We start from the raw sequence: 26,698 nt of genomic DNA, 5'->3' as shown, positions 1-26,698 counted from the left end.
GACTGCAACAAGGAACATAATGAACCAAATTAAATCTTTTTAACGTCTACTTCTATTTGACGCTATTCTCCGGAATTTCTCTGCGCGTATAGCAAAACAAATTTTTGTACAACCATTTTGATTAGGATCTACATTTTGGGTATCCAGTTTTCTCATAACGGAAAGCTATTCACAGGATTATGAAGATATGCAATAGATGAAGCAACTTTTCCTTGACTATTCTATTAGGTACTTTTTTAGTTGTCGTGGGGCATTTAAACATTATTTTATAACTTAGACCTAAAACTCCAAGTCACTACCCAAACGATAAAAACCGTTAGTGCCACACCGGCGAAAAAAATGTACCCATTAAAAAACAGGTTATTTGTATATTGGTTAATCCAACCGAAACGATACACTACCGAGTCTTTATTGTTAGTAAATCCATTGAGATTTTTAGATAACGAACGAATTTTAGATGATTCTCCCATGATCATTATTCCTAAAATAAGTATGGAGGTTACTGGGAGTGTAATATTAACGAGTTTGCTTCTGCTCTTACTATTGAAACCCATAATTAAAACACCTACATAGAATAATAAAATAATGAACAAAAATAATCCTACAGCCAATGCGATAAAACCTGGATTTCCATTCCCTGAAATACTCTCGCCAGAACTATATTTAAAAGTCATCCTGTCTACAGCTAAAATGCTAATTACATTCAATATCAAAACAATTAGTAATTTTCGCAACATAACAGCTACTCAACTCCCCAAAGATCAAAACATTATACACATGGTATTATTATACAATAACTTAGAAATACCTGAACCCTAATTAATTGCTTGTCTTCATATAAAAATGCCTCCTATTAGGACTCTATGACATTGAGGTTTCTGCGACCCTCGTTTCCAATGGCTTTGTTTTTTTCAAAAAAAGAGCGTTATGAGAAGAAACACCAGCTCCGAAAATCCCAGGGATACTTGTTCGCATCCGCGGATCAACAGACACACCATAGTCTTCTTTGTCTAAACCCCATTTCAGTAAATCCCCAAAATCACGATCAAATCCATGACTCACGATCACTTCATCGACTTCAATTTGTTCTATTTCACCAGTCTCAGAGTGTTCAAGAGCTACAGTCTTAATACGATCACCTTCGCCATATATGCGAGAGATACTATACGGCTAGTGATGCTATATCCTCTTATATAAATAATCAAACTACACTATACGAATTACTAAATCATTTTATCAAGTGATAGCAGAAAAGCCGGTTTTTCCCTACTATAAGGAACACCGGCTTTCATGTCGTTTCTACTCTTTTCCTATATAGGTATCCATAAAGCGATCTACTCTTTGGAAATATTCAGTGGGGTAATGATTGATGGCATCGATATGCTCCGTATTTTGCGGGTACCATACTTCTGCACTTGGGTTATCTTTTAAGGATTCGTAAATAACTTCTGTATTTTTATAACTAATTTGCTGATCTCCAGTACCATGAATGAGCATAACTGGCTTGTCTTGCATCTTTTTTACCGCATCCATAGGAGATATGGAATCAAGATCAACCTTAAAGGCCCAATTTGCCATCCATGTCGATGTATAACTGAATGGAAACGCAGGTAAACCTGAAAAGAAGGGCAAACCCTCTCTGAGAAATAGACCAGCATTACGAAAAGGACTATCCGCAATTACGGCTTTGATGTCATCACTTTCACTTGTGGCTAGCAAAGAAGTAGCAGCACCCATTGAAAAGCCGATAACTCCAATGTTATCACCCGTATGGTCTCTGGATTTTAAATAGCTTACAGCTCCTAGCAAATCGTATTTTTCATTGAGGCCCAGTGTAATCAAATCACCATCGGATTACCTTGCGAACTGAGGTCAAATGCCAATACATTATAGCCTTTCGGAACGAAATGCTCTACTAACTTTTGTGTCCGCCCTTTGACTAAACGATTGCTCGTATATCCATGGACGACAATAATCGTTTTATTACTTTCTTTATCAGAAAGGCCACTTACAGGAAAGAAGGTACCTTTAATCGTATTATCATTTTTCAAACTCTTGAACTCGACCTCTTCGTAGGGAGTTTTATCGATATTCAATCCGTAGCTGACATTAGTGTCTCTAGGGTGGTGTAACAAGGTGTCTACTACTTTATAAGATATAAAAAACACAAGAGCGATCACAAGGAAAAGTACGATCCCTAGGCTCCATAAAATTTTCTTCCGTTTTTCACACGAACGTTAAATGTCAGATCGGGTTGTATTGATGTTTTACTCATTCAGACTTCTCCAGTTTTTCTTTAGGTTGTGTGGGTGCGAACAAATAAAAGGCATGCCCCTTCAGATTTTCCCACTCGGGATGATGAAGAATACTTTCTCCAAGCGTTAAGGCCACTCCATTTAAGAAAGAGATATAGGCACGAGAGATCATTGCTGGAGAAAAGCTTTTGTTGAATTCTCCCATTAACTGCCCCTTGGCATAGACGCATTCGATCGCATCTGTCATTTCCTTTATACTTTCAAGGACCTTCTGTGTAAGTTCAGGGAATCTTATTCGTTGTCCTAAGACAGATTGAGCAAGCCGCAGTTCATTGGTATAGAAGTAGATATGATTGAATTGTTCTTCCACCATGTTCTTAATCAATACGCCCGGCGTCCCCTCTTGTTGTAGACAAGCAAGCGATTTCACCTGAATATCAGCAAGCGGCTCTAGGACAGCGGCGTAGAATAAAGCTTCTTTGCTAGGGAAGTATTGAAAAATGGTTCCAGGAGTCACTCCCACACTCTGCGCAATGATAGCCGTTGTGGTGTTAGAATATCCACTTTCTGCGAACAGGACAACAGCTTCTTTTAGGATACGTTTACGCCGCTCCAGTCTTTTTTCTTCATTAATGGGTCTTGCCAAATGTATTCCCCTCTCTTTAAACTAAACTTAATCAATTAATTAAATGATCGGTTATTTAATTAATAATACATCCTTAATTTCGTTTTTTAGCAAGAGTGAATTTATCTTACGTACGAGCAGGATGAAACTTCACAAATAAAAACAAGCCAGAGCGCTGCCCAACATGCGCTCCGGCTTGTTTTTTAATATTACTTAGTACGAGTAAACGCTCCAACTTCTTTAAGTATTTCAGCAGATTTCCCAAAGGTATAAATGTATAAAGTACGCAGCAGTTTCAGCTCCATACTATAATCTGGAAATAATTTATAATTGATTCACGCGAACATCTCATCAATGACAGGTTGAATAACCAATAGATAAGAAAATAGGCTTATTTCGACAGAACTACCGTTAGCTCAACCGCAGGGGATTCCTCATTTTGATATGGCCCTTTATTAACAGTATTTATTTAGTACTGTTCAGCTTTTACATTTATGTTGATAGAGTGTCCATCCCTAGTAGTTACATAGACTTTCCAATCCCCGGATGCCCTTCTTGGTATGTCTTCGCAGCTGCGTTGTCGTGTGGTTTAAGAAGTAACTCAACATCATCCGGTCCTTCGGGTGAGACAACTGTTAACCATTTGAATTTCCCGGCGAACACGTCGCTTTCTATAATAAAAACCCAGAACCTCCGTATAGTTCTACAAATACACTAGTTAGTTTAAACTTCAAACAGTAAAACGTATAATAGGGAACTGACTACCGGGGCTATTCGTTCATGCAAAAAGATAATTTATTTTAAGAACATACGAAAATTAGGCGTTGCTCGTTATTTCAAGAAACAAAAGAGGAGCTGCTGCGTAGCAAGCTCCTCCACTATTGTTATCCGTTAGCCATACATGCAGCCCAAGAAAGGGCTGCACCACAGAGGATGAACATGGATACCTCTGTCCATACTGTTTGGACGGCTGGCGAAGAAGGTCGATAAACTATCGTGCCATAGAGCCCAACCGTTAGTCTGACTCCAACCACCACGGTGATCACAGAATGTCGCACCCTATATGGGTAGCACTCATGGGAGTTCAACTGTGCAACGAAGTAAAATGGCTAAACACCAAAAGGATAAAAATCTTGCTGAACCTCTCAATAAACAGTATAAGTTTGCCCTGTTTGAGCACCTTCGACGCTTTTTCGGAAAGCTTGTGCTACCCTGCTAGCAGGCACAGGCTCAAAGCCAGGAAAATATGGACCATACTTTTTCATTGATTCCACTAAAACATTAGGGCTCACATTGTTTATACGTATCCCACGAGGCATCTCAATTGCCGCCGACTGAACGAAACCTCTAATAGCTCCACCAGCCATCGCGGATGATACCCCACCCACTATTGGATCATCCATAATAATCCCTGTTGTCAAAGTAAAGCTACCTTGATCATTCACATGATTAAGTCCAAGTAAGACGAGATTTATTTGTCCTTTTAATTTGCTTTGAATAGCAATTTCATTGTTTTCTGGAGTCAGTTCAAGAAGAGATCCAAAATAGGCACTCCCTGTTGTACTAATAACTGCATCCACTTTGCCTACTGCCTGATACATTGTTGTGATGCTTTCGGAGGATGTAATATCAACAGAAATATCCGCTCCATTTCGTCCAGCCGAAATAATTTCATGCCGCGATGCCAATTCACTACGAACAGCACTTCCAATTGTACCCGTTGCGCCTATTATAAGAATTCTCATTTTAAAACCCTCCCTATACAGCATGTATAGATTTATGTGATTGTTTGTATATCAAGAAGTTTGCTTCCTCGCGAACACATTTTCAAAGGTAGTATTAATCCCTTGACGGGATTGTATTGCTTATTTACCCTACTTTGATGTAATCAGTCTTTTATCACTAAATTTTTAACTATATTTTTCACCACATTCTTTTTTTCTTCCAGCTTACTATCCTCCAACTCGAAGATACCTGGATCTAACATGAAATTAACTGCGGTTAGTAAAAATTCAGCAGTTTCTTGTGCATGTTCAACTTTAAAAAATCCTTCTTTAGTTCCCTCAGCCAAAATTCGGGACAAGTATGGAGTCATTTCATTAATTTTTTTAACGAGAAATTTTTGATGAATCCAAGCATTATTTTCATGGTGAAGAAAATCTGAAACATTTTGGTGAAAAGGCTTTACAAATAAAATAGCATTTACCTTTTCAGCAGGTGACAAATGTAAATCCTCATCAATGGTATTAATATACTCCTCATGTTCGACCATAAAACGATCAATAAGCGCAATCATAATCTCTTCTTTAGTTTTAAAATAATAATAAAATGTTCCTTGCGCCACACCAATTTTTTTGACGATATCACTTACTGCTGTATCTTCAAATCCTTTATTAGCAAACAGTTCTAAAGAAGCATCCATAATTTCCGCTTTTCGCACCTCAGGATTTTTGGATATTCTGGCCATTTATATCCTTCTTTCGGCTATTGTCATCATTCAAATTTTATTTTAATTATTGACTGACTCAAAGTCAATGTTGTAAGATACGTTTTACTGACTTGTAGTCAGTCATATATTGAGGAGGGTTATTATGAAATTACGTGTTATTTTGTATTTAATAGGTTTTAGTGCTTTTGTTGCCTCATTGGGACAAAACTTATACAATCCATTGCTTCTACAAGTTCAAGAAGAGCTGCATACAACGAGCTATTTGGTTAGTCTATCCGTTTCTTTGTTTACATTAGCCTTAGCAATCATGCAGATGATATTCGGACCCTTAGCTGATAAAAGAGGGAGAAAAGCCGTTCTCATTCCCTCCATTATTGTGTATATTGTTTCTTCTATCGGTTGTGCTTACTCGCCATCTATTGGTTTTTTGCTATTCTTTCGTGTTCTTCAGGGAATTGGTGCAGCCGCAGTTCCAGTTGTAGCAGCTGCTATAATAGGCGATATATTTCGTGGAAAAGCACTTTCACAAGGCATGGCTACTTACCAATTATTATTAATGCTTGCTCCTGCGATCGGGCCATTAATTGGAGGTGTAATTGGGGAGCGATTTGGTTATGGAGCAACCTTTTTGTTTTTGGCAGCAATCAGCATTTTACTTTTAATAGCTAACCTTATCCTATTGCCTGAGACAAAACCTGAATTCTCCGGCTCGAAACATAACAGCGCTCAGAATTTTTTTTTAATCTTTAAGAATCCGATGAGTGTAACCATCTTAATCTTTGGATTTTTTCAATTTATGGTCTATTTTATTTATTTGACCTTTGTACCGCAAATATTGAGCAAAACTTACTCTTTTCAACCTGCAAAGACCGGTATAATACTGCTCGCAATGTCCCTCTCTACCATTATCAGCATTAAGCTTGGGGGGTGGATGTTAAATCAATTTGGCGCTCGAAAAAGCCTGATTTACGGATTTTCACTTCATGCATTATCCGTTATTTTATTTGCTTTTACTGCTCAAATCTCTCTTTCATTCCTTATTATAGATGTTTGTCTTTTTGGATTTTTTATGGGCTTGACAGGCTCTATACCTATCACCCTTCTTACGGAGCTATTTCCAGAGGAGAGGGCTACGGCTATTGGAGTGTACAATCTCATCCGTTATCTTGGCATGGCATCAGGGCCGATGATTGGTACCATGTTGTATTCCGGCGGAAGTATTATACCTCTCTTTCTAACTTGTAGTTTAGCTTTTTCTGCTGCAATTTTCTGGGGCACAAGGTTGATGGCAAAATTTCCAGTAAAAGAGACGATTCAATAAAAATCTCGTTTCGTGACGCCATAACCGCAAAGTCTCCTTCCCGTGATTGCTTCGTAAATTCCGATAATAAAGCAATCGATCCATAACTTTCTCCATCATACCACCTCAGCTTGGCATTCCACCGTTCTTTCCACGATAAAAGATCGATTGAAATGTTATTCCGATCAAAAAGAAAAAAGAGGGGCAAATAATCGCCCCCTCAAATAACATATGCCTGATTACTTATTCTGGAAGAAGCATCGTGAACAGCAGCGCCGCCAGTTCCTGTTTATTTAGCGCCCGCCGCGAACCATAGTCAATCATGCCATTCGATTCGGTCACTTCCGGCCCATGAAGCTTCCAGATAACAGCAGAGCTGACAGCATCGACTGCCCATTTCGACGTGCCGGGCGCGAGCGCAGCCGTGGAATCTGGCACCCTAATCCCCGATCCCGCTAGTAAGCGAAACACGATAGTGGCTGCATCTTCGCGGCGGATAGGACAGTCTGGTTTGAACAAGCCTTCCCCCGTTCCCTGCAGCAAGCCGGATTCGACTGCCGCTTGAATATCTTTTCGAAACGGAGAATTCTCAACATCCTTAAAAGCGGACGGGTTTGCGGATTCCGGGATACTCCACATCGCGTTAAAAGCATGGATAAACTCTCCGCGGGTGACGACTTGCAGAGGTTGAAACGGCTTTGTCGGATCATCCTTCAAATAGCCGAGCGACTTCAGTCCGAGAATGTAGCTCGCATAAGGATGATCTGCCAATACATCCGGAAACCCTACCGGTTTCTCCGGTATTTTGGCCGAATAACTGTATACATTAGAGTATTTTAAATAAATGATACGGCCGTCGGCATCCAACTTGAATGCAAGCGGCTTGCCCTGTTCATCAATGAACAGCAAATCATCCACCTGTTTCAGCTCATGACGGCCCCCTATATGGTCACTTACAATCAGAGTGCTGTTGCCTGACATTTCGACTCTCGTCAGTAATTTGATTCGTAAATCGGAATACAAACCTACGAACTTGGCGAGAACCTCCTCGGACTGCGGCTTGAAGCCCTCTGGCCCGAATGTTGAATCACGACCGTCGTAGTAATGATCCAAAAAGGCGATAAATAAGTCGTCACGCAAATCCTGATTCGCATTGTAAGAAACGAAGACACCCGTTTTGCGGTCGGGCAGAAACCATAGCAATGAACTGAAGCCAAGAATGTCGCCGCCTTTGGAGATTACGTCTTCGCCGTTCGTTTTGTATGGAAAATAAGGCGATTCAAAGCCATATGTCATATCAGGCAAATCCGGATGAATGGCTATATGGTAGGTCGACATTGCCTTGACCGATTCAGGTGATAGGATAACAGTTCCGTCGTCCGCCCGACCATCGCTAAGGAAAGCTTTCATAAACAGCGCCATATCGGAGGCTGTCGAAACCATGCTGCCCTCCGGCCACTCGCTCGGCGAAAAATTGAACACCGGGATGGCACTGCCCTCTGCATCGTAAGAAGTTGCCAATCGTCCAGCCAACTCCTTAGTCAGGTTAAAATCGCTTGAAGTCATACCGAGCGGTTGAAACAGATGTTTTTTCATATAGCTCCCAAAAGGCTCACCGCTTGCCTGTTGGACAATGTATCCTAGCAGCCTTGATGCGAAGTTATCGTACATGTATGACGTTCCGGGCTTGCGAATGACCGGCGGGAGCAGATCGAATATGCTTTCTTTGAGCGCGATCGGCTTTTGGGAAGCATCGGTCAAAAAACTAGCTTCTGAAGGTTCACGCACTTCAAAACCACTCGTATGCGTTAACAAATTCTCTATCGTAACCGGTACATCAAAGGGATTGGTTAATTTGTAACCGTCCAAATACTCTTCAATATTGTCTTGCAGTGAAATCTTCCCCTGTTCGACGAGTTGCATGATAGCCGCAGCGGTAAATACTTTGGATACCGAGGCGACCCGGAAAGTGGTCCGGCTTGCGTCTACCGGCGACTTCGACGTTTGGTCGGTTACACCGTAGCCTTTGGATACAAGCACTTTTCCATCCTGAACGACGGATACCGTAACGGCCCCTGCCTTTTTCTTTATGGCATCCTTGGCAAAAAAAGCGTCCAGAAACGCCTCAACTTCCTTCGCTTCACGCGGCCCGCTTGTATTATCTTTCGAGGCCGCGCTTTCCAACAGCGGATGGGCGGTACTGCTGAATGAGGCCAGGTGTTTGACGGAGGCAGTCACGTTCGATTCAGGCGGCTGCTGAGCGTACGTGCTTGTTTCTGCAGCGAGGCTAATCGTCAGTAGAGCCGTCAGGATGCCGATCATGCGGTGAGTTCTCTTCTTATTTTTATTCAATTAAAATCCTCTCCTTACTTTCATTTCATTTGAACTTGGTAAAACCAACAACCATATTCGAAGAACTGCAACTGTATTCAGACCTAAGACAGGGTTAACCAAGCCAGATTTAACAGGCAATTCTTATACACTTAGTATATTTTTCATACCAGGTACTGTCGTTTGATTCATATGACAAGCAGGAGAGGAAATGTTACATTCTTGTCACGTTCGATAGATTTGGAATCATTTATGGATATGAACGTCTTTCGCATAGCCGTTCCTTTGCTCATGTTGGGTTATTTGGTATTCTTTTTTTACTATGCCAAATGATTTAGGTTCACTTTATCAAATCGATTCCGAGTATTGGTAATAAAATCGTTAATATATCTTTCATTACAACTTATAGCAAGAATGAATTTATCTTACGAACGAGCAGGATGAAACTTCACAAATAAAAACAAGCCAGTGCGCTGCCCAACATGCGCTCCGGCTTGTTTTTATATCACTTTGTACGAGTACATTCTCCGACTTCTTTAAGTATTTCAGCAGATTTCCCAAAGTTATAAATGTATAAAGTACGCGGCAGTTTCAGCTTCATACTATAATCTGGAAATAATTTATAATTGAATCACACAAACACCCCATCAATAACAAGTACGTGTAGGTCAACAACTAGCTATATCCAATAGATATACTCTACAAAGATAAGAAAAACCCATGTCTATTTGGACATGAGCTTCTCCAGACCACATCGCGCGCCTCACGTGACTTCAGAGTAAAAAGAGTAATTGGACGAGTTTCCCACCCATAAATGGTTAAATTTAATCTTCCCAAACCACAGTGCAGATGCGCTCTATTTCATCTACTGTAGGTTTTCTTAAAAAGCCATTTTCATATAAAACCATTTTGTTATGTCATTTCAATTCTCTCCTTCAAATCAATTTTGACTTGGCTTAAATGCCACCTTCGGTTGAAGCAGGAATAACAAATGCGATAAATGTAGGCGGCGTCATGTCATTTCATCGTCTTTTGTTTATTGATCACAAATTTACTGGCTGTTTAACTCCCCTGCTTCCTCATGATGAATAAGACATGCTGCTATCAACCCAATGCACAAAATACATGCCAATAGAAGAAACGTAATTAAATAACTTGCATGATTCATCAATTGAAGAGAGATAATCGGACCAAAGCTTGTGCCTGTAAACAATATAAAAGTATATACAGATACAGCTATCCCGCGCATCTTGCCGCCCACTTGCCCAACAAGCGAAACAAGTGAAGGAACGGCTAGTGCGATCCCCGCCACAAAAAGGATGCTCATCACAATAAGAAGTGGCAGATTAGAAATCATCCCCATAGACCCCAAACCAATGATCGCTAGCAGCAATCCACCGCGAAGCGTTATACCTACGCCGACACGCTTGGATATTCTTCCCGCGAATGGAGAAACGAGCATACCTAATATGCCGACAAAACGGACAGAAAGAATTTCTTGCTTGCTTAGCTCAAATGGAGCTGAGCTTAGATAGTTACCCAGTACTGTATACATGCTTACAAAAGACATAAGCAGAACGAATGCCACTAGATAACATAACACCAATTGTTTTTGAACAAACACTTTGCCAATTTGCTTAATAGGCTCCCAGATATTAGCATGTGCCTGCTGGATACCTCCTTTGGGAAGGAAGAAAAACACTAATATAGCGGTCAACGCATAAACAACGGCAAGAATATAAAAAACTGCGTTCCAGCCATAATGCTCACTGAGCATACTACTAGCCACTTGACCTACAATACCTGCAATCAGAAATCCTGTACTGATAAAACCAATGGTAGTTACCCGTTTTTCCGCTGGATACATCTCAACCGCATAGGCAAGTGCTACTGGAGAGAAGGTTGCTGCTGCTGCTCCCTGTAGTCCTCTTAAAGCTAAAATCCATGCAAAGCTGTGAACCGTTCCCAGAATTAATGAAATCAATGCCAGGAAAAGGAGCCCTGCAAATATAACTGTCTTCCGTCCGTATTTATCGGACAGCGCGCCATAGATTAAGCAACCAATGGCAAAGCCTATCGAAAAAGTACTTCCCGCAGCGGCAGCATTCGTCGTGGAAATTTCAAAAAGCTGTGCAAACAATGTAATTAGCGGAATCGTTACGTATAGACTGGACATGACAACAAGGCCGGTCCAACAAAGAATCATGGTCATAAGCGTATAATTTCTAGTTGCACCCGTAGAATTGATTGAATTATTCATATTACACCTCAATTATAAAATTTGTTCGAAGGAAGATTTCGTTGGAAATTGCATCTCATATAGTTCCTTGTATCGCCCATTTCGCCGGAGTAGGTCTTCATGATTTCCCAACTCCACAATCTGTCCATGCTCCAATACAACAATTTGATCGGCATTTTGAATCGTGGAAAGACGGTGGGCGATAACCAGACAAGTTCGACCTGGAAGAAGCACAGATAACGCATGCTGAATATGTTGTTCAGATTCCGTATCCAGAGCAGCCGTAGCTTCGTCCAAAATAAGAATGCGAGGATTGGTCAAGAAAGCTCTGGCTATTGACAATCTTTGCTTTTGTCCTCCGGAAAGCTTGGCCCCTCTTTCCCCGATGGGCGTATCATAGCCCATTGGAAAGGCTGAAATAAATTCGTGGGCGTTTGCGGCATGGGCAGCCGCTTTGATCTCATCTTCTGTGGCCTGAGGTTTACCGTACGCAATATTTTCACGTATCGTGCCATTGAGGAGAATTACGTCCTGAGATACGATCCCCATCTGATGACGAAGCGACTTCACCGTCACTTCCGTTAACGGATAACTGTCAATATAAATGTCTCCTCGCTGAACGTCGTACAAACGGGCAATCAAATAAGCAATCGTTGACTTTCCTGATCCTGACGAACCAACCAAAGCCGTAGTTTGGTTACATGGAATCTGCAATTGGAAGTTTTGTAGAATGGGATGTCCTTCTTCATATGCAAATTCAACATCATCAAACACAATTTGTCCTTTTACGGGCGGTAGAACAATCGCTCCTTCCTTATCGTAAACCTCTGGAACGGTTGTTAAGACTTCTTGAATGCGCTCGAATGCTGCTGCCGATTGCTGCACTTTGGTAATCATTCTGCTAAAGGAACGGATGGGCGCTTGCAACAAACGCAAGTAAGCTAAGTAAGCTACGATATCACCAACGGACATATTCCCATGCATAACCTGCCACGCTCCGAACAGAAGCACCAACGTCATACCTACATAATTCAGCCAATCGATAATTGGCGAGAAAGTTCCCGATAACCTTGAAGCAAAGACTGTGGCTATCCGATGCTGTTCGCTCAATGCCTCGAACTGCTTAGCTTCCGCATCTTCACTTGCAAAAGACTTGATCATCCGTATGCCTGACAACGTATCTTGAAGTGAGTTGTTTAACTGAGCTGATATGTGACGTACCGCTCTATAGGCACTCTTAATGCGCAGGCTGAAATATCGTGATGTTATAAATAAAAAAGGCAGGGTTATAAGTGTAATTAATGCTAGTTGCCAGTCCGTATATAATAAGTACCCCACGATCGCAGCGAAGGTTATGACATCCGCTATAATGGACAGGCTATCGGCTGAAACCAGTTCCTGTAGTTGATTTACATCACTCGTTAACCTTGCCATAAGATCCCCGGTCCGATTTCGGTCAAAAAATTTCAAATCCAAACTTAATGTGTGTTTATGCAATTTGTTTCGCAACTGGAAAATTGCCTTCTGACTAACAATTGTCATTACATAACTGCTACTGAAGTTAAATATCCCCAACAGCAATGCAGCTAGCAGGATAAGACCTCCCGTTTCGAATAGCGCGTAATACCTTTTTTCAGGGATGATTTGATCTATGATCTCTTTAGTTAACTGAGGGATCATAAATTCAAGAATGGAAATGGCTATCACTGTGACGGCACCAAGCATAAGAAAGACCCATTGCGACCTTGTGTGCAAGAACATCTCCTTAAACATGATGCGCAGCGATATAAAATGCTGCTCACGACTCTGCTGCGGGTCCCCTGAATGCTGAGTTTGTTTCATTTTGCATCACATACCTTCATGTTGTAATATCCATCACGGTTATCAAATCAGATCATATCCACCTCTGAATTGATGTAATTAGATTATCTAACTATATGACCAAAAAAATTATCTCCCCGATCCAAGTCGTTTTTCTAAGCTTGCATTTAGTTTAACCAATACTTTTTGGAACACCGCTTGCTCCTCTTTATCTAATTCATCAACAAGGGATGCGCAAGTAGACCAGAACGTAGGCAATATTTGATTCACAAGCGTACTGCCTTCAGCGCTAATACGAACGTGAGTCATACGGCCATCCTTGGCATACGGTTCACGAACAATCAAATTTCTTTTCTCCAGCCATATTAACAAGGCCGTTACGGACGATCGGCGAATACCCAATCGGTCTGCTAAGGATGAAGGTGTAACCAATTCCTGATCTGCGTGAAGAGATAATAGGAGTAATAGATCCAGCTTGCTCTCCGTGATGTCAAAAGCAGCTAAATCAATATCCACCATGTCTAAAATGTTATCTCCCAGCCAGAGCATAATTAGGCCCAGGTGCGCAGAATTTAGATTGGTATCGGATGAGGCTGTACGCTCCATCAACTTCAAATAAGGCGATGTTCCAAGTCTCGGTAATTGTTGCTCGGTCGTATATTCCTTGGCAGGCTTTCTTTTCAATTTGTATACCTCCTTACTCCTATAGTTAGATTATCTAATTACATTGAATATAACTGATTTCTTTTATTTTTGCAAACCAGATAAAAAAACAAAGGTAACTCTAGAGGCAGAGTTACCTAACATCATGTATTCGAGATATGCACAGAACTCCGAAAAACTAATTTATGAATAATCCGGATCGGATGTTTATACAGCTTTAATTGCTTTCCATTAACATACCTATTCTTGCCACACCACTCTTGAGCGCCGCTCGAATAACCGCTTCCCGGATACGCTCCACTACCCGTGGATCAAACGCATTCGGCATAATATAAGTTTCATGAAGATCACTGGCGTCAATTACTGAAGATATCGCCTCTGCAGCAGCCAGTTTCATATCTTCATTGATTTCAGTGGCGCCACAGTCAAGGGCTCCACGAAAAATACCGGGAAAACAGAGAACATTATTGATTTGGTTAGGAAAATCGGAGCGCCCTGTCGCCATAACCTTAACGTAAGGCGCGGCAATTTCAGGATCAATCTCCGGAGTAGGATTGGCCATGGCAAATACAATCGGATCAGCAGCCATTCTTTTTACATCACCTAGCTTTAAGGCACCGGGGGCGGATAGTCCGATAAATACATCAGCACCCTGAATAACTTCAGATAAGGAACCTATCTCCAGATAAGGATTCGTAATTAGTGCAAACTCGCTCCAATGCGATTTATCGTAATGGACAGCACGGTTAATTGCACCCTGGCGGTCCACACCGATCAAATTTACAGCACCGGCATGCAGGAGCATCTTGGATACGGCGATACCGGCGGCTCCAATACCGTTCACCACTATCTTCACATTCTTAATGTCCTTGTTGCATACTCTTAACGCATTCAAAATTCCAGCCAGTACCACAATCGCCGTTCCATGCTGATCGTCGTGGAAGACTGGAATATCGAGCTCCTGCTTAAGTCTCGCTTCAATTTCAAAGCAACGTGGCGAAGAAATATCTTCGAGATTAATGCCTCCGAAGGTAGGGGCGATTGCTTTGACAATCGCGATAATTTCCTCGGTATCTTTTGTATCCAGGCAGATTGGGAAAGCGTCCACATCTGCAAACTGTTTGAACAACGCTGCTTTGCCTTCCATGACCGGCATGGCTGCTTTGGGACCGATATCGCCAAGTCCGAGTACAGCTGTTCCGTCACTAACGACCGCAACCGAATTTTTCTTAATCGTATATTCGTATGCTTTATTTTGGTCTGCGGCGATAGCCTGACACACTTTAGCTACTCCGGGTGTATATACCTTGGATAAATCCTCCATGCTTCGAATAGGGTTCTTCAAGCCTGTCTCCAGCTTGCCGCCGACATGCATCTTCATTACTTCATCCATTATTTTCATTACTGTTCCTCCTGTTAATTGCAATATATTTTTCTCTATAAGCTTTCTGGCCGTATGCTTGACATCCATCCTAATCAGCTCCAAAACCGCAATAGAATAGTTGCCACAATAACAGTGCTGACGCCGCCGATCCGGGTGGAGATCTGGGCAAATGGCATGAGCTGCATACGATTGGAGGCAGAGAGAATGGCTACATCTCCGGTTCCACCCAAGCCGCTATGGCAGACGGTTACAATTGCCGCATCGACAGGGTACATATTGATTTTTCTTCCCACAAAATAGCCGGAAACCACCATGCTGAAGACGATGGCGAGGCACGTCAGCACATACGGTAGAGAGATAATGGCAGCTACATCCTTCAGAGGAACGTATAGCATGCCCAAACCTACCATGAGCGGCCATGTCAGGTTACCAGCAACGAACTTATACAACTGGTAAGCCCCATTTTCGAATCTTTCGGGAAGCGCCTTGACACATTTGATCAGTACAGCCATCAGAATCATGACAATCGGTCCGGGTATCCCTACATAATCTGCAAGCAATGCCCCAACAATGAAGAAACTGCATGCGATCAGAAGTCCCGCACCCATCATCATGAAATCTTTGGGTTTGTTATCCGGATTGTCATGCTGTAGATCGTCACCGGATTTGACTAGTGTACCGTTACCGCTTAGATGGGGCTTTTTCTCGCCCAGACGTTTCAGGAAGCCCGCCACAATGATGGCGAATACGTTGCCGATAATTGCCGACGGGATCATCTGCGATACGTAATAACCCGCTTCGTGTCCACCCAGAATGCTTGAGTATGCAATCGAGAGAGGAAGAATCCCTTCACCGATTCCACCGCCAAGGATCGGTACGATAATAAAGAAGAAAGTATGATACATGCTATAACCTGTGAGCGTTCCTACCAGTAGTCCGCCGAGAACCGCTGCAATCGTCCCGACGATCAGCGGGATGAAGATCCGCGTAATACCCGCTACCAATGTTTTGCGGTGCATGCCGAGCATACTACCACTCACCAGGATGGAGATGTACAAGTACAGGAAGTTGGCCTCTTTCATCAATGTGGTGACAGCGTCTGTCACAGTAGAGTTGAACAAATTCAAATAAATCAACAGGGATGGGATCATAAGGGCCATGATTGCGGGGCCGCCTATATTTTTCAACAAGGGAAGCTTCATACCAATATCACTCAACAGAATACCCAGAACCATAATGACAGCGAACCCACCAATCATGTCATTCGGTAGCTTCCCCGCCACACTCGCAAGAAGAATGACCACTGCCAGAGCTAGATACACAGGGAGCGGAAAGACACCCACCTTAAATTGCTTACATTTTTGAATGAAGGCAGCCTTTTCTGGCAGGGGACCTTCCTTTCCTTTGGAAACAGGTGATGGAATCGTATTTTGCATTTTTCATTTCCTCCTAAACTCTTTTCTAGCCTTATAGTAGCGGAAATGAAAGCGCTTTTGTTTTTACGTAATTATTGATTGAATTATGAAAATTATTAAAGTAAGCGCTATCAAAAATATGCAATCAAAAACCGCCGATTCCTTATAAAAACACGGAACCGGCGGCCCACTCCAAAAAATTATATGAATTTAGAAATCACAGAACTGCCGCGGGAAGACATGCGATATCGCTGTACAGGTCTTCCTATGGTGCCATAGGTCAACTCACTGTTCAGCGCTCCCATATCTGCGAGGACGGCAAGATATTTCCCGACCGAAACCCGCGAGATTCCGGAACTAACTGCAATCTCTTCAGTGCTAAAGGAATTTGCATTATGGGTCTCCACCGCTTTCCAGACCGTCCGCAATGTATGCCGGGTAAAACCCTTGGATAAATCCTGAACGGCCGAGGGCTCTTTCCTATACCCGGTTAGCTTATCTAGTTCAGACTGATCCAGGGAATCCTGATTGCGGAACAGAAAATGCTGCTCCTTGTAGGCGGAAAGGGCTGCGAGAAAGCGTTGAAACTCAAACGGTTTAATAAGGTAATCCACTGCACCGTTCTGAAGCGCGTCTCGGATACTGTCCTTATCGCTCGCAGCCGAAATGATAATCACATCTATTCGTTTGCTGCCTCGACGGAGAGCGGACAGCAGTTCCAATCCATTGCTCTCTTTCATGTAAATATCCAGCAGAATCAGCTCGAAAGACTCATCTGCCAATTTGATCAGAGCTTCACCCACTGATTTTGCCCAGCCTTTACACTGAAAACCTTCCACTTGCTCCAAATAGAATTTATTCATCTCGGCTACCATCGGATCATCTTCTACAATCAATACACTAATCATTGACCATCACTCTTTGCTCGATAGGGTAAACTAACCGTAAATCGAGCCCCTTCTCCCTTTCCTGTTTCACAAACAATCTTACCTCCCATAGCTTTAAGGCTCCGCTCAACCAGATACAAGCCGATGCCTCGGTCATTTCCTTTTGTCGAATACCCCTGTTGAAAAATATACGGCAATTTCTCATCTGGGATACCGCTTCCATTATCGCTAACCGTAACTATCAGCGTCTTATCCTGATATTGAAAGCTGAAATGAATATATTTGCTGCCTCTACCTTCCGGCGCTTCCATTGCATTATCCAAAAGATTACCGACTATCGTAATGAGTTGGCAGGAGCGTTCCGGATCGCTAGGCTCCGGCAGGACCCCATCCTCCAGAAGCACCAGTTGAACTCCGGCTTCTCTGGCCCGGCTCAGCTTACCCAATAGAAATCCCGCCATCACAGGGTCCTTCACTTGTCTCACCACCGTTCCCATCTCTGCCTGTGTTGTTGTGACAGTACTTGTTATATACGCCTCCAACCGATCATACCTTTTCATATGTGTTAATCCTAATATTACATGCAGCTTGTTCATAAACTCATGTGCCTGGGCACGCAATGCCTCGGCATATAAGGAGATGCCAGATAACCTTTCCATAAGTATGCTGATCTCCGTCTTATCACGGAATGTAGCAATTGCACCTTCTACAGCTCCCTTTACATGAATGGGAACCACGTTTGCCAGTAACGTAACACCGTTATGCTCCACCTCCAAGTCCTGGCTGGCTTCACCGGTTTTGAGCACTGTATTCATCCGTAGTGATGGCCAAAAGCTCTCCACCGACTGGTTCAAAGGATCATCCTGCATGCCAATGGCTGCAAGCAAACGCCTGGCTTCTGTATTAATCAAAGTAATACGTGACTCTTTATCAACGGCAATGACTCCCTCCCTAACTGACTGTAGCATGGAGTTGCGCTCTTCCAAAAGCTTAGCAATAGCGGCCGGTTCCATGCCAAACATCATTTTTTTGATAACACGTGCCAATAGAAATGCTCCCGCAGCCCCTATTAGACTGCCTATAAGCAATCCCCAATAAAGGATTCCCACGTTCTCTCTTATGGCAAGTCTGATGTTTCCCAGTGATATCCCTACTGCCACCGCTCCTAATTGTTTCCCGCTTGCAGAAAAGACAGGTGAAAACGCTCTTACAGATGGGCCCAAAGAACCCTCGGCTTCCGAAATGCTTTCCTGCCCCTGCAAGACTGCGGCTTCGTCGCCACCGATAAAATGCTTACCAATTTTGTCCTTGTCCGGATGGGAATATCGGATCGCATTCATATCCATGACCACAACAAATTCCACATTGTTCAACAATCGGATTTCCTCAGTGTAGCTTTGCAATTCAGACGAGCTCCGTGATTTGTTTAACGCTTCAATAATTAGAGGGTTACGCGATAACGTACGGGAAATGATCACAGCCTTTTGTTCCAACGAGGATTTTGTTTGTGAGGAAACCTTTATACTAAATAGCACATAGACCACTAGCAGCATTATGATAAGAACTGCACCAATCATCAAAGTAATTGTTGTTTGCAGCCGAAGTGTGTGTTTGCCAATTTTCAACAGCTGTCCCTCCGGAAATTTTTCTTCATTCTAACGTATACGTGCAAGGCTGGCTATGACCTTATACGCTACACTGTTATAATAAAACAACAAACGCATGGCTAAGATGAGCCCAAGCGTTTGTTTGCCTAGCCGAAAAGAGACAGGGGGATAACTTATTGTGCTTTTACGAATTCAGCGGATTTTATACCCGTTTGGCGGCCGAAAATAATGATTTCCGCAACAGAGTTACCGCCGATCCGGTTTTGACCATGCAAGCCTCCGGTAACTTCTCCTGCTGCAAAAAGGCCTGGAATCGGTTGTCCGTCTTTATTTAAAACTTCTGTGTTGGTGTTGATTTTCACGCCTCCCATCGTGTAGTGAATTCCCGGGCCGATTTTAATTGCATAATATGGCGCGCCGGACAAGTCATTATCCATTCCGGTTGTTCTGCCGAAGTCGGCATCCTGTTTATTCGTCACCGCGCTATTCCAGCTGTCCAGTGTGGTTTTCAACTGATCTGCCGGTACGTCCATTTTTGTTGCCAAAGCCTCGATCGAATCTCCTTGGATAACGAAGCCCATTTTTTCATATTGTTCAATCGCTTTAGCGCGAGATTTTACGCCGGAATTAAATACAAGAAACGCAGATTTCTCAGGAAGCTTATTGATTGCAGCGGTGACATTATCTCTTGTATCCAGTTCGTTTGTGAAACGTTTGCCCACACTTGAAACCAGGATCGCTCCTTCCCCACGAACAGCCTCCCCAATGAGATAGGATTTTTCCTGCTGCACAGTCGGGTGAACTTGGATTTGATCCATATCGACTGTGGTACCGCCGAGCTTCTCAATCATCTTGATACCGTCACCGGTGCTGCCCGGCTGGTTGGTGGTAACGTACCCCTCCAAATCAGATCTGACTCCTGAAATCATATCTAGATTAGCGCCGAAACCGCCGGTTGTCACCACGACAGCAGACGCTGTAATCGTTTTCTCCTCCGTTTGGTCAAAGATGACTTTGACGCCATTGACCTTACCGTCTTTTTCGGTAATTTCTTTGACATTGGCGTTAACAAAAAGGGGAATGCCTTGTTCTTGTACGTTTTTCACCAAACCTTTGACAAGGTATTGTCCTACTGCAGAGCCATCTTCAGGACGGTGTGTACGTTTTTCGTTCATCCCGCCTGTAATCGTGATATTATTCAATCTAATCCCGATAGAATCCAGCCAATCAATCGCACTTGCGGAATTGTCTACGAAGAAACGAAGCATCTCTTTATCGTTCGTATCATGGCCACCTTTTAAGGTCTCTTCATAAAAGAGATCATTGCTGTCTTCAATGCCTTGCTCTTTTTGGAATTTTGTTTCAGAAGCATTCATTCCCGAAGATGATTTTGTTGTATTCCCGCCGGCAACCGGCATTTTTTCAAAAATAACCGGGTTCATCCCTTTTGCTCTCGCCTCAAGTGCAGCAGACATTCCGGCACCGCCTGCACCGATAATGATGATGTCATATTTATCTTTTAGTTGATCGTACGGTGTATAGCTAGCTTTGGATGCTCCCGAAACGGCTTCAGTTTCCTTTGTCTCGTTGATCTTGCTGGTGTTCTTGCTGGTGTTCTTGTTCCCGTTTCCATTGCTGCTGTTGCTGTTGCCACATCCTGTGATAACAAGCATGACTGAGAGAACGAGAATAAGAGCAGTGGTTACTTTTTTATTCATGTTATAGCTTTGCCCCCTTGTGAATATTTTTACAATCAGCTTAACGGCAAAGGCCCTGCTCTTGAAAGTTTATGTAACTAAAAAAAACGTTTTGTAACTAAATTAATCACTGCAATGTGTACGAAAGACCGCCGGTTAGGGGCATGGCTCAAAAAAAGAAGAGCCTTTAGGCTCTCCTTCGTTTACAAGATCGCTTTCATCCGATTGTTTCTTGGATTATGCTCTACTTCCGCAAGACCCAATTCTTCGAGCAACGGTGGGATATACATTCCGAATCGCCCCCGAAGTCCCTTCTTTAATCCATACCAACCGCCGACAGGGTTTTCAGGTGAACGCCCCCATGCTTCAACGGTACCTTCTTTTGCTGGTTTTTGCTCATCAGCACTTCCTAACTCCATCCAATCACCATTTTGTATAAGCATGGCGTGCAGATCTTCAATACAGCGGTAGTCATAATGCAAAACCGTTTTCCCTACAGTGCAAACTATAATTTCTTTACCGTCTTTTTCGACCTTGTACATTTCATACTCGGATGTTTGCGGTGGTGTCTTTAATTTCCAAGGATTTTCCTTGGTACCTGTAGCTGTCGACATATTTTCAACTCCCAAAGTTACTCACAAAATTAGTAAGTTCTAATCATTTTATTATATTTGCATCACCTTGCACTATCATTCCAAACTACTCAACTCCACCACATCTCCACTAGTGGCCTTCACAGCATAATTACAATCTAACTTCCCGCACAGCACATGCTTCATCTGCCCAGGATCATACACATAGACGGGTGTTAATTCGAACCATCCCTTGAGCTTGTCATAAGCTTCGTCATGGCTTACAGCAATTTCCTCTTCGCTCTTGAACTCATCAAACATATCGAGCATTGGCATGTTATCCATATAATTTATAACCTTATAATTCTGCACATCGATGAACAGGAGGATCTTACGCTGGAATATACGATTACTTGGCGCCTTCATCCTCAGTGTTGCCTGAATATGTCCTCTTTCCCGTTGAAAAGTCTTCAATATCCATTCTCCGGATTCATCCGGATAGAGCTGGCTTAAAACAGCTTCGACTGCGGCTATACATTCGGCTTGTTCTGCGTCTGTGATAGGAAATGAGTCCGGATGCGGCTCACTAGCTATTGCCTGCTCAATGGAAACTACCTCAAGTAGGCGTATCTCCGTCCTTTCGAACGGCTCCAGCTCCGTATTCTGTTGCTCCCAATGTATTACTTGATCAATATTCAGTCGTGCTCTCGTACCTGATATAAACTCAAATGGGATGGTGGTTGTTCCGTCATTTGAAATGTAGATTTCTTCTATCCCATAGATCGGCAGGAGTTGCTTCGTCTCGTACACCGGATATTCTATAAGCTGTAGTTGTTTCCTCGCCTGTGGCTCTATCGTTTGAAGTGTGAGAGTATAGTTCTCTTTGTGCAGAAGGGAGCTGGAAGGAAACTGGCCATATACACTGTAAAAAACAAGCCTGCCTTCCGCATCGAAGCGAAGCTCGATCCGTCCACCAGGAATGACTGGTATGCTACCTATTTTTTCAATAAAATGATATTCACCATTCTGTTCCTTCTCTAAGTGGAAGTGTTTACCGTATAATACCCTTGCCTCAGCTTCAATCCACCGGATGACTCCGTTAAAATCTATATTTTGGAATGGTGTCTCATTCGCATAAGATTTCCCGCCAACAAAAATCACACTTTTATAGTTACGGGATTGTAGGTCAATCGTGATGACGGCAGTTCCTTCCGGATTGTAATCGCCCTTCCATTCCTTAATATGAGCAGGAAACCATTCCATACTAAGAAAATAGTTGGTCTCTCCCAGAATCGTAACGTCGCGATAAATTTCATGAGAGTGTAAGTAGTAGTTGTCCAACCCATATTTTTGCTGTGTGGCATCAAGCAGTTCTTTGATTCGAATATCCATCATAGTGCACCCCATAAAATTGATGCCTACATCATACCATTACTTAGCGTTGATTATGAAACGCAGCTGCGAATATTGGCGTCGATTGTTACTTATTAAATAGTAAAATCTTCTGAATATTCTACAAGCTCATGCAATGGGTTTTGATGTTGTTCAGAAAATGATCAGTAGCTTGGGTTTTAATAATGCAGAGTGTAATAATACTTTGCACAACCTTCACCAGAATTCTATACGTGAATAATGACCAAATATTTTAATGGAGGTAAATCATCATGAATGACATCATCGATGGAAATGCAGCATTAATACAATTTTACCCGCTTCCAGCGTATCTTTATAGTAAGGATATTGCTTGTATTGTAACTGTTGCTTATGCAGAAGAGCAGGGACCAAATTTAACGGGCCTCATAAATGCTCTATACTCCAAGGGATATACAAACCTTGATCATCTACTAAATTCTACATGGAAAAAACTATACCAAGTTCCGAGGTTGGGGCACAAAAGACTGATGCTTCTACTTCGTTTACTAGAACGAATTTCTGCAGATCCCAAGACCATTGAAAACCATACCATTGTCCCTCGTATTACAATGCAGAGTAAAAAGGAAATAAAAGAATTAACTTTAAAGAGGATTATAAAGAAGTATAACGAAACATCTTTGGAGGTATTAAGTGAAGCTACCGAAAAAGAAGCTCGTTTAAAGAAAATTAAAGATAGACTCCGTGAAATGGGGATGATCATATAACAAAACCCCGCCAGTAATCACTGATGGGAATCTTTTTTATGATCGTTTTGGCTTGTGTGCCTGGATTACCTACCAACGAAATGCCATATGCATGAATAAAAAAACTCAAGCGGCATTACGCTTGAGTTTTTAAGATGTATTACAAATTGTTAATAATTTTTTTAAGCTCTTTTGCCGGTACTCCTGCAACGACAGTATTCGCTGGAACATCTTTAGTGACAACTGCTCCTGCCGCAACAACAGAGTTATCTCCAATCGTCACCCCGGGCAGTATGGTAGCGTTTGACCCAATCCATACATTGTCTCCAATGATAACTGGAGATGAATAGGTTACATTTCTCGTTTCTAAAGGTAATCCATGATTAAGAGTAGCAATCGTGACATTCATACCAATCATTGTACCATCCCCTATAGTAATTCCACCTCTATCTTGGAAGGAACAGCCTGTGTTGAAAAACACATTCTTCCCTACAGTGATATTTTTCCCAAAGTCTGTATAAAACGGCGGAAAACACATAAACGACGAATCAACTTTATTGCCTGTAAGTTCACTAAAAATCTCCACTATTTCTTCTTTTGAATGATAGGATGTATTCAATTCCATGGTGATCTTTTGAGCTTGATAACTGCATTGAGTTAATAGTCCATGCAATTCTTTATCCTCACCCGAAATTGAATTTCCCTTCTTACATAAATCAATAAATTCTTTCATCTCCATTTTTAAAATCACCAGCCCAATTTAATTATACTTCTGATAATGAGGTTCATATGTTAGCGACCTTGCTCACATCCCTTTTCATTCACATCATAAGTTGATATGATTCAAATGACTAATACTTATACCAAATACACTCTTATGCTTTTTAAGCATAGATATAATAAGGAGACTGTTATGGAAATTCGTGTATTACGCTATTTCATTGCTGTAGCGAATGAAGAGAATATATCGGCTGCTTCAAAACAGCTGCATTTGTCTCAACCTACATTATCAAGACAATTAAAAGACCTTGAAATGGAATTAGGAGCAACTTTATTTGAAAGAGGTAATCGGAAAATTACTTTAACAGATGAAGGGAAGTACTTATTTAAAAAAGCGAAGGAAATCGTTGAGCTAGTAGATAAAACCGAAGCCAGTTTTAAAGAATCAAAAGAACTGATTAGCGGAGAAATTTACATTGGTGGTGGTGAAACAGAAGCTATGAATTTCATTGCCAAAGCATCAAAAGAATTACTTGAACATTATCCAAGTATTCGATTTGATTTATACAGTGGTAATGCTGACGATATTACTAGCAGGTTAGACAGTGGATTATTAGACTTCGGCATTGTCATAGAACCCACAGATAAACAAAAATATGATTATATAAAATTACCTGCTACTGATGTTTGGGGTGTTTTAATGCGCAAAGATAGTCCTCTAGCGTACAAGCAGTTCATCCAGCCAATAGATTTAATAGATAAACCACTGTTAATTTCACGTCAAACTGCTGTCAGTAACGAATTCACAGGATGGTTTGGAGCGAATATTGAGGATCTCAATATTGTCGCAACTTATAATCTACTTTACAATGCTGCACGAATGGTAGAGGAAAATATTGGATATGCATTATGCTTGGATAAACTTATTAATACATCAGGAGATAGCAAGCTTTGCTTTAAACCTTTAAACCCCAAATTAGAGGCTAATTTAAATATTATCTGGAAAAAACATCAAGTGTTTTCTAATGCAGCAAATAAATTTTTAGCTCAGCTACGAAACAATATAAAAATATACAATTCATAACTGTAGACAATAACCCTGGAAAAGCGATCCCCCCAGTTGTAACGTGTGTTTGTATGTTAGCTTGTCTTCAAAACGCAAGAAAAGCCCAAGCTTTTTTCTCAGCTTGAGCTTAGTCTTACAATATTAAATGTTGTGCCCTAACCAATGACACACAGCACTCCATATGTCTCAAGTGTTAAGCACCCTGATTAACCTAGGACAACGCCAACATTGCGTTCATATCTTCCTCAGCAGTGGTAATCAGCTTTAACCCAAAAAGCTCTACCAACACATCCAACACCCCATCTGAGATAAACTCAGGCGGTTTCGGTCCGATACGAATATCCTGAATGCCAAGACTGAACAAGCCAAGCAGAATGGCTACCGCTTTTTGCTCAAACCAGGACAGCACGATGCTGACAGGCAGCTCGTTCACCGTACAATCAAATGCCTCAGCCAGAGCTAAAGCAATCTTCACCGTAGAACCAGAATTATTACATTGCCCAAGGTCAATATAACGCGGAATGCCTGTGTCTCCAACAGTTCCATAATCTACGTCATTAAAGCGGAATTTTCCGCAAGAAGTGGTTAAAATGACGGTATCGTTCGGTAAGGATGTCGCCAACTCGCGGTAGTAATTCCCACCTTTACCTGGCGCATCACAACCTGCAATGACGAAAAACCGGCGGATATGCCCATCTTTGACAGCCTGAATGATCTCTGGTGCTAGCCCGATTACTGTTTCATGATGATATCCTGTCGTAAGTACCAGATCTGACTCTACATCAGCCGCAGGTAATGACAACGCACGATTAATTAGGGGGGAGAAATCGTCATTCGTGATTTTCGCTACACCTTCTAGTCCTGCTACTTCATATGAGAAAAAGCGGTCTGCATACGTACCCTTAATCGGCATCACACAGTTTGTAGTTGCAAGAATCGCACCAGGAAACTGCTCGAAAAGTCTGCGTTGATCGTACCAAGCTTTGCCGATGTTGCCTTTCAGATGTTTATACTTCTTGAGCGCAGGATAGCCATGGGCAGGTAGCATTTCCGAGTGGGTATAGATGTTGATGCCCTTTCCTTCCGTCTGCTGCAGCAATTCCTCGAGTGCATACAGGTTATGCCCTGTCACCACAATACATTGACCTTCAATTTTATTCTGGCTCACTGTGATTGGTTGTGGAATCCCGAAGCGATCCGTATGCGCACGATCCAGCAGATCCATGACGCGAACCGCCGCATCTCCAACCTTCATCGCCATTTCCAAATGCTCCTGGGTATTAAAGTTGGAATTGGTCAAGGTCATGTACAAAGCTTCGTGGGTAATACGATCCACCTCAGGATCGCTATATCCTAGCTGCCGAGCATGTGTTGCATATGCTGCAATTCCTTTTAAGGCAAAAATCATCGTGTCCTGTAAACTCGCAATGGTTTCATTTTTGCCGCATACTCCAACAACGGTGCAACCGCCAGTCGGTGTCTGTTCACACTGGTAACAAAACATATCGTTATCCTCCATATTTAGATAATCTTTCGTTACTCTCAACGTA

Annotated in this window: 23 protein-coding genes; 3 read left to right on the top strand and 20 right to left on the bottom strand. The window is 42.2% G+C overall.

The features are described from left to right. Positions 1-266: 266 nt before the first annotated feature. From MKY52_RS20075 to MKY52_RS20045, 7 genes are all read right to left on the bottom strand, one after another. A complete protein-coding gene (locus MKY52_RS20075) occupies positions 267-737 on the bottom strand; it encodes a hypothetical protein (RefSeq protein ID WP_341053042.1) in 471 nt (156 codons plus the stop codon). Positions 738-1,299: 562 nt separating this feature from the next. Continuing rightward, on the bottom strand, positions 1,300-1,842 hold the full coding sequence (locus MKY52_RS20070) for an alpha/beta hydrolase (protein ID WP_341053040.1): 543 nt from the start codon (positions 1,840-1,842) through the stop codon (positions 1,300-1,302). Further along, positions 1,839-2,096 (bottom strand): hypothetical protein, encoded by a 258-nt coding sequence (locus tag MKY52_RS20065; RefSeq protein WP_341053039.1) that lies wholly within the window; start codon positions 2,094-2,096, stop codon positions 1,839-1,841. Before MKY52_RS20065 ends, MKY52_RS20070 begins: the two co-directional genes overlap by 4 nt. Before the next feature lie 175 nt (positions 2,097-2,271). After that, positions 2,272-2,901 (bottom strand): TetR/AcrR family transcriptional regulator, encoded by a 630-nt coding sequence (locus tag MKY52_RS20060; protein WP_341053037.1) that lies wholly within the window; start codon positions 2,899-2,901, stop codon positions 2,272-2,274. A gap of 863 nt (positions 2,902-3,764) precedes the next feature. Then, positions 3,765-3,926 carry a hypothetical protein gene (locus MKY52_RS20055; RefSeq protein ID WP_341053035.1) on the bottom strand — a complete coding sequence of 54 codons (162 nt, stop codon included), beginning with the start codon at positions 3,924-3,926 and terminating at the stop codon, positions 3,765-3,767. A 99-nt stretch (positions 3,927-4,025) separates the two neighbouring features. Next, entirely contained in the window at positions 4,026-4,625 is a 600-nt protein-coding gene (locus MKY52_RS20050) for a short chain dehydrogenase (protein WP_068585996.1), read from the bottom strand. A gap of 143 nt (positions 4,626-4,768) precedes the next feature. Then, entirely contained in the window at positions 4,769-5,347 is a 579-nt protein-coding gene (locus MKY52_RS20045) for a TetR/AcrR family transcriptional regulator (RefSeq protein ID WP_341053031.1), read from the bottom strand. A gap of 124 nt (positions 5,348-5,471) precedes the next feature. Between MKY52_RS20045 and MKY52_RS20040 the strand changes: the two genes are divergently transcribed. Next, positions 5,472-6,650, top strand: a complete 1,179-nt coding sequence (locus MKY52_RS20040) for an MFS transporter (protein ID WP_341053030.1) — start codon at positions 5,472-5,474, stop codon at positions 6,648-6,650. 222 nt (positions 6,651-6,872) lie between these two features. Here the strand turns inward: MKY52_RS20040 and MKY52_RS20035 are convergent, their stop codons facing one another. The 11 genes from MKY52_RS20035 to MKY52_RS19985 all read right to left on the bottom strand — a co-directional run bounded on the left by MKY52_RS20035 (position 6,873) and on the right by MKY52_RS19985 (position 22,640). Beyond that, positions 6,873-8,867 (bottom strand): serine hydrolase, encoded by a 1,995-nt coding sequence (locus MKY52_RS20035; protein WP_341053028.1) that lies wholly within the window; start codon positions 8,865-8,867, stop codon positions 6,873-6,875. A 1,144-nt stretch (positions 8,868-10,011) separates the two neighbouring features. Continuing rightward, a complete protein-coding gene (locus MKY52_RS20030; protein WP_341053026.1) occupies positions 10,012-11,220 on the bottom strand; it encodes an MFS transporter in 1,209 nt (402 codons plus the stop codon). Positions 11,221-11,232: 12 nt separating this feature from the next. Next, entirely contained in the window at positions 11,233-13,041 is a 1,809-nt protein-coding gene (locus MKY52_RS20025; protein WP_341053023.1) for an ABC transporter ATP-binding protein, read from the bottom strand. Positions 13,042-13,149: 108 nt separating this feature from the next. After that, a complete protein-coding gene (locus MKY52_RS20020) occupies positions 13,150-13,704 on the bottom strand; it encodes a MarR family winged helix-turn-helix transcriptional regulator (RefSeq protein WP_339265816.1) in 555 nt (184 codons plus the stop codon). A gap of 196 nt (positions 13,705-13,900) precedes the next feature. Next, complete coding sequence (locus MKY52_RS20015) at positions 13,901-15,085, bottom strand: NAD(P)-dependent malic enzyme (protein WP_341053021.1); 1,185 nt, start codon at positions 15,083-15,085, stop codon at positions 13,901-13,903. Between the two features lie 74 nt (positions 15,086-15,159). Next, positions 15,160-16,503, bottom strand: a complete 1,344-nt coding sequence (locus MKY52_RS20010) for a 2-hydroxycarboxylate transporter family protein (RefSeq protein ID WP_076299311.1) — start codon at positions 16,501-16,503, stop codon at positions 15,160-15,162. A gap of 179 nt (positions 16,504-16,682) precedes the next feature. Then, entirely contained in the window at positions 16,683-17,390 is a 708-nt protein-coding gene (locus MKY52_RS20005; RefSeq protein ID WP_341053019.1) for a response regulator, read from the bottom strand. Continuing rightward, positions 17,387-18,994 carry a DcuS/MalK family sensor histidine kinase gene (gene dcuS / locus MKY52_RS20000; RefSeq protein ID WP_341053017.1) on the bottom strand — a complete coding sequence of 536 codons (1,608 nt, stop codon included), beginning with the start codon at positions 18,992-18,994 and terminating at the stop codon, positions 17,387-17,389. The genes MKY52_RS20005 and dcuS overlap by 4 nt, the downstream gene beginning before the upstream one ends. Positions 18,995-19,149: 155 nt before the next feature. Beyond that, a complete protein-coding gene (locus MKY52_RS19995) occupies positions 19,150-20,694 on the bottom strand; it encodes a flavocytochrome c (protein ID WP_341053015.1) in 1,545 nt (514 codons plus the stop codon). A gap of 182 nt (positions 20,695-20,876) precedes the next feature. Next, the gene (locus tag MKY52_RS19990; protein ID WP_341053013.1) at positions 20,877-21,287 is read right to left on the bottom strand and encodes a DUF6855 family protein; all 411 of its coding nucleotides are present in this window, start codon (positions 21,285-21,287) and stop codon (positions 20,877-20,879) included. Between the two features lie 75 nt (positions 21,288-21,362). Next, positions 21,363-22,640, bottom strand: a complete 1,278-nt coding sequence (locus MKY52_RS19985; protein ID WP_341053011.1) for a hypothetical protein — start codon at positions 22,638-22,640, stop codon at positions 21,363-21,365. 269 nt (positions 22,641-22,909) lie between these two features. On the opposite strand from MKY52_RS19985, the gene MKY52_RS19980 reads away from it, so the two are divergent. Continuing rightward, a complete protein-coding gene (locus MKY52_RS19980) occupies positions 22,910-23,383 on the top strand; it encodes a hypothetical protein (RefSeq protein ID WP_341053009.1) in 474 nt (157 codons plus the stop codon). 139 nt (positions 23,384-23,522) lie between these two features. Here the strand turns inward: MKY52_RS19980 and MKY52_RS19975 are convergent, their stop codons facing one another. After that, positions 23,523-24,101 carry a sugar O-acetyltransferase gene (locus MKY52_RS19975; protein WP_341053006.1) on the bottom strand — a complete coding sequence of 193 codons (579 nt, stop codon included), beginning with the start codon at positions 24,099-24,101 and terminating at the stop codon, positions 23,523-23,525. Between the two features lie 174 nt (positions 24,102-24,275). On the opposite strand from MKY52_RS19975, the gene MKY52_RS19970 reads away from it, so the two are divergent. Then, positions 24,276-25,166: a LysR family transcriptional regulator gene (locus MKY52_RS19970; protein ID WP_341053003.1), complete on the top strand. Its 891-nt coding sequence runs from the start codon at positions 24,276-24,278 to the stop codon at positions 25,164-25,166. 193 nt (positions 25,167-25,359) lie between these two features. On the opposite strand, the gene hcp is transcribed toward MKY52_RS19970, so the two are convergent. After that, a complete protein-coding gene (gene hcp / locus MKY52_RS19965; protein ID WP_042189677.1) occupies positions 25,360-26,652 on the bottom strand; it encodes a hydroxylamine reductase in 1,293 nt (430 codons plus the stop codon). Positions 26,653-26,698 lie beyond the last annotated feature (46 nt).

The sequence above is a fragment of the Paenibacillus sp. FSL P4-0184 genome (assembly GCF_038004625.1).
Lineage (GTDB): Bacteria > Bacillota > Bacilli > Paenibacillales > Paenibacillaceae > Paenibacillus_AQ.
The sequence above is the reverse complement of the archived record's forward strand: the minus strand, read 5'-3'. Positions and strand labels throughout refer to the sequence as shown.